Annotated in this window: 4 protein-coding genes and 1 pseudogene; 4 read left to right on the top strand and 1 reads right to left on the bottom strand. The window is 67.7% G+C overall.

Going from position 1 to position 5,101, the window contains the following annotated elements; all coding sequences use genetic code 11:
* Positions 1 to 346 precede the first annotated feature (346 nt).
* A complete protein-coding gene (locus ACIBVN_RS60555) occupies positions 347 to 1,060 on the bottom strand; it encodes a DUF305 domain-containing protein (protein ID WP_397151941.1) in 714 nt (237 codons plus the stop codon).
* A 555-nt stretch (positions 1,061 to 1,615) separates the two neighbouring features.
* Here ACIBVN_RS60555 and ACIBVN_RS60550 point away from each other — a divergent pair.
* From ACIBVN_RS60550 to ACIBVN_RS60535, 4 genes and pseudogenes are all read left to right on the top strand, one after another.
* A pseudogene (locus ACIBVN_RS60550) lies at positions 1,616 to 2,568 on the top strand (serine/threonine-protein kinase).
* A gap of 167 nt (positions 2,569 to 2,735) precedes the next feature.
* Positions 2,736 to 3,575, top strand: a complete 840-nt coding sequence (locus ACIBVN_RS60545) for a universal stress protein (protein ID WP_397151939.1) — start codon at positions 2,736 to 2,738, stop codon at positions 3,573 to 3,575.
* A complete protein-coding gene (locus ACIBVN_RS60540) occupies positions 3,572 to 4,042 on the top strand; it encodes an HPP family protein (protein ID WP_397151938.1) in 471 nt (156 codons plus the stop codon). Before ACIBVN_RS60545 ends, ACIBVN_RS60540 begins: the two co-directional genes overlap by 4 nt.
* 10 nt (positions 4,043 to 4,052) lie before the next feature.
* Positions 4,053 to 4,571, top strand: a complete 519-nt coding sequence (locus tag ACIBVN_RS60535) for a flavodoxin family protein (RefSeq protein WP_397151936.1) — start codon at positions 4,053 to 4,055, stop codon at positions 4,569 to 4,571.
* Positions 4,572 to 5,101 lie beyond the last annotated feature (530 nt).

The following is a 5,101-nucleotide window of genomic DNA, read 5'->3' as shown; positions in this document are numbered from 1 at the left end:
CAGACTGGCGCCGCCGACACCAAGCCACCGCCCGACGCTGCCACTACCAGCGCAGATCCGAGCCATGATCGCGAAATGTCACTGGAGTACTAGCCGTGGTTCACGGCCAGCGGTCACATGTCCAGCTTCCTCATGCTCTCGAGGTTCATCCTGTCTGGGAGTCAGCCGCAATCGTCCGTGCACCCTGCCTGTCACCGGCGCCTCGCTCGACGTCATCATCGCTCGGTTCTACGAGTCGATGTTTCGGGAGCGACTCGAACTGCTCGACCGCCTGTTCAACCGCACTAGCCAGGCCGAGCCTGGCCGACTCCGTCGCCGCACAGTGGACGCCATGCCGCGATGTCGGCTAGTTGTCCATCATGTCGCTTGGCCTGTGTGGGCCCGGGCCATATGGACCCGGCTCGTGTGGGCCTGGCCGGTCCCATCTTCCACAGGGCACACTCCACTCCCCGAACCAGTCGGCCAAGTAGCGCCGCATCTGGAACATCTCAGTGTGCTGGGTGTCGCGTACCTTGGCGGCGAAGTCGGCGACCTCGGCATGCTCGCCCCGCCCGGACGCCAGCAACTGCTGCGACATCCTGATCGCCACCATGTGGTGCGGAATCATGTCCTGCAGGAACGCCTCATCGAGCGCATCACCGGACAGCCTGGACAGGTCGCGCATCATCGGCCGGTAATCGCGCGCCGGCGGATGCCCCGGATACCACTTGGCCAGCCAGCTCTTCATGGTGGCGATCTCGGCGTTTTGGGTCGTGACGATCGAGGCGCCCAGGGCGCGCATCTTAGGTCGGTTCGAGCGCTGAAGTTGCCCAGCCGCGGCCACTGCTTCTTCGTGATGGGCCACCATGTGGGTCAGATAGCCGGCCTCCCCGCTGACGTACACGTCATCGACCCAACTGCACGGCCCCAAGGGGCCCCGGGGGGTCGGTGAGGCGGCCTGCTGCCACGCGGCGACGACCTGCGACGTAGTGTCGGCCACAGCGTTGGCAATGCCGGTCACAGCCGCCGCGGTGGCCAGCGCCGACCCGGCCGCGATCGCCGCTAGTGCGGCACGTTTCATGATGACCTCCGCACCTTGTGGATTCTTCATTGCCTTCCCAGCCTGAAAGTGGTCGGCCGGGGCAGGCCAGGGCCAGTCGACCCTTGCGACCAGGACCAACGTCCTCCGCCGGAGGATCAGCCCGTGTTCTCGCCGCCCAGGATGAGGCAAACGGCAGCCCAAGGTCACAAAGAACCATTCGGCGGAATCGGCTGAAAGTCCCGATGAGGCGAGGACCTCCGGCCCTACCCGTACACGATTCGCACGATCATCCTTGAGGCGGACATCCGCCGAGGTGCGACAGATGCCCATCCCCATGGCGCCTCGCCCGGCAGTGGATCATCAGCGGTCGGCAGTCACACCTCCACAGCCACAGTGACTGCGAGCCGGGCGGACCGCATGGCCGCATCCGGCGGGTGTCTTCGCCTCTGCCATGTCGTCCTGGCTCGCCCTGATGGTTGACCCCTGCCTTTGCCGCACTTCCTTGGCTGGTCTGGAGCGGAGTGAATACAGCGACGAGCCGCAGGACATGATCGAAAACCACTCGTCCTGGATCAGGTCTGTATCAAGACAGGGGTGACCGCGGCGCAGGGCAAGCTGATCGGCGGCCGCTACCGGTTGGTCTCCGAACTTGGATCAGGCGGATTCGGAAGGGTCTGGAGTGCTCATGACGAGGCCCTGCGCGTCGACGTCGCCGTCAAGGAGTTATGGCTGCCCCCGGTGATGGCCGAGGACGAGCAGGCAGAGCGGCTGGCCAGAGCCACGCGTGAGGCCCACAATGCCGCCCGCCTACGTGACCATCCGAACATCGTCGAGGTGCACGACGTCATCGTCGCTGCAGGATCTTCTCGACGCGCACGGGCCGCGCCAGTCGAGGAGGCCGCCAACGTCGCCGCGAAGCTGCTGCGGGTACTCGGCGCGGCGCACGAGGCCGGCATCGTGCATCGCGACGTCGAGCCGGCGAACGTCATGATCAGCAAGAGCGGGAGATTCTGCTCGCCGACTTCGGCATCGCCTTCCTCCACGCGGACACTGCCCTGACCGTCACCGGCGCGGTCATCGGCTCGATGGAGTACATGGCCCCTGAGCGGGCACGCGGCACAGACGGGCTCGCGGCCAGCGACCTGTTCTCGCTGGGCGTGACGCTGAACCAGGCCGTCGAGGGAGTCTCGCCGTTTCGTCGCGAAACCCCCACCGGCTGCCTGACCGCGGTCCTGTTCGAGGAGGCCCCGCCGCCCATGCGCGCGGGACGGCTCACGCTGCTGATCACGGGGCTGCTGGACAAAGACCCGGACAGGCGCCTGACCACCCAGGCGGCGCTGACCTTGATCGGCGCGCCGAAGGTACCACGGTCAAGGCCACAGGATATTAGCCCGCCGTACACCAGCAAGCGGAGGATACGAGATTCGAGCTCGCGAGGGTTCCCTCAACACCCGTTCCATCTACCGACGCTGAGGCAACTCGCTATGGCCGTGCTCGGCCGGGGCATGCATGGTAGCGGCCTTGTCTTCACCAGATCAGCCCGCTGAGCAAGACAAATTTCGTGCGCGCCTGTGCTGGCCGCCGCCTTCATGTTCGACCTGCACACCTCCTGAGAGGACCAACGGCACCGCGATTCGGGACTTCGTCCCCGGGCGCGGCGAGGTCGTTGTGGCGAGGGTGGAGTGAGGAGTCCAGTTTGTGAAGGAGTGGCCTGATGGTCGGTCACATCGTGGTCGGTGTGGACGGGTCCGCACCGGCGACCGCAGCCGTGGAGTGGGCCGCGGCGGACGCGCAGCGGCGTGAGTTGGCGCTGCGGATCGTGCATGTGTGCAAGCAGTGGCCGCACAGCGAGAGCACGGAGTACTGCGCCGAGTCGCTCGAGGCTGCCGCCGCCCGGGCGCGTGAGTTGACCAGGGATGTTGATGTGACGTCGGAGCTGCTCAGCGGCGACGTGATCGACGTCCTGGTCACGGAGTCGGAGTCGGCGGACAGTCTGGTGCTGGGCAGCAGGGGGCTCGGCGGGTTCGCTGGGCTGGTGCTCGGGTCGGTCGGCATGGCCGTGGCCGGGCACGCGACCGGACCGGTGGTGATCGTCCGGGCTCCCAGCGCGCTGCAGCATGGCAGGGTCGTGGTCGGCTACGACGGTTCCGGGCATTCGGCGGCCGCGATGGTGTACGCCGTCGAGCAGGCCCGTGCCCGTGGGGCGCAGTTGCACATCGTTTCCGCCTGGCAGGTGCCGGCATTCTCGCCGTACGCCGTCGCCTACAGCAGCCTGATCGAGGATCTCATGCGGCAGGAGGCTCGCGCAGCGCGGGAGCGCATCGTTCCCTGGCGCGAGGGCAATCCCGATCTCGTCATCACCGACGAGCAGCTGTGCGAGCACCCGGTCAAAGCGCTGATCGACGCGGCTCGGACGGCCGATCTGGTCGTGGTGGGCTCCCGCGGGTTCGGCGGCTTCGCCTCGGCGGTGCTCGGCTCGGTCAGTCACGGCGTGCTGCACCACGTGACCTGCCCGGTCGCCGTCGTGCGGCCACGCGCGAAGGAGGAGTCATGACCGTCGAAGCACTGACAGCCGAGCAGGTGATGAGCCGCGTTCTGGTGGTCGTCAAGCCGGACGAGTCACCGTTGATGGCCTGGGAGCTGATGCGCCGCGCCGACGTTCATCACCTGCCGGTCGTCGACGGGCGTCACGTGCTGGGTATCTTGACGCGCGAGCAGGTGGCGGCGTCCTGGTCGGGCGGGCCGCAGGAGCAGTCCGGCCGCCAGGTCCGGACGATGCTGAGGTCCGAGCGCAGGCCGGTCGTCGGGCCGGAGACTCCGTTGGCCCGGGTCGCGGCGGCGATGCTCAACGCCGAGTGCGACGCTCTGCCTGTGGTCGACGCGGACGGACTGATCGGCATGGTCACGGCCCGCGACGTGCTGATGGCCGTCGCCGGACGGCTGCGGCCGGCCGAAGGGGCCGGTGAAGTCGTCACCGGGATGTTCCATCTCGAACCCGTCCTGCCCCATAAGACCAGATAGGAGTCGCGCGATGGACGCGCTGGTCGTCTACGAATCGATGTACGGCAACACCAAGCAGATCGCCGAGGCCGTGGCCGAAGGGCTGGCCTCGCGGATGCGGGCCATGGTGGTCGAGGTCGGCTCCGCGCCTTCGGAGCTGGGGCAGGAGATCGGGCTGCTCGTAGTGGGCGGACCGACGCACGCCTTCTCCATGAGCCGGGCCTCCACCCGTCAGTCCGCCGCCCAGCAGGCCACCGCGTCGCTGGTCTCCCGCGGGGAGGGCGTGCGTGAATGGCTGGCCACGCTGCATACGTCCTCGGCCGCGTTAGGCTCGGCCGCCTTCGACACGCGCATCGGCAAGCCGCGCATTCCTGGCTCGGCCGCGCGCGGCATCGCGAGGCGGCTGCGCCGCCTCGGCATCAGAGCGGTGGCGCAGCCGCAGGGTTTCTACGTCACCGGTACGCAGGGGCTGCTGGTGGAGGGCGAGTTGGAGCGGGCCAGGCAGTGGGGTGAGAGTCTGGCCGCGGCATTCCCCGTTCCTGCCTCCTGACATGAGCTGGACAGCGTCACCGTGTGAGACACGACCGCCGTCACGACGCGTCGCTTACCGGTGGCGATCGTCCTCGGACACGGGCTAACGGCCCTGTCACCCCGATCCCGCGAGCGGAGTCCCGAAGGGAAGAGAGGTGGCAGCGACGAGGCTCACCTGGAAGGACGCTTTGGCGACAGTGGTCGCGGGGGGCGAACGTCACCGTCTACATCGCCTTCATCCGAAGGCTCGGACGTATCCGTCATCGACAGCATTCGCGGTGCTGCGAACGCCATCCTGCTGCTCAGCATGGTAGGCGGATGCGCATTGAGCTCGGTCGGCGAGGAGTACACGGGCGAGGGCGGGCCGTGCCTGAGTTTGGCGAGCATGCCGGGGCGCTGTGGCTGATGGCCACCCTCCGGCATGCGCTCGCTTCCTTGGGGCGGGAGGCGTTCAGGTGAAGGATGGGCCGAAGGTCCTCTTGAGAGGGGGCCTTCGGCTCGCGCGTGTCCGCCACCGCGAATGATCTGGTGGGGGCATGGACACTACTA

It is taken from the genome of Nonomuraea sp. NPDC049400, assembly GCF_044466425.1.
In the GTDB taxonomy this organism is placed as follows: Bacteria; Actinomycetota; Actinomycetes; order Streptosporangiales; family Streptosporangiaceae; genus Nonomuraea.
The sequence above is the reverse complement of the archived record's forward strand: the minus strand, read 5'-3'. Positions and strand labels throughout refer to the sequence as shown.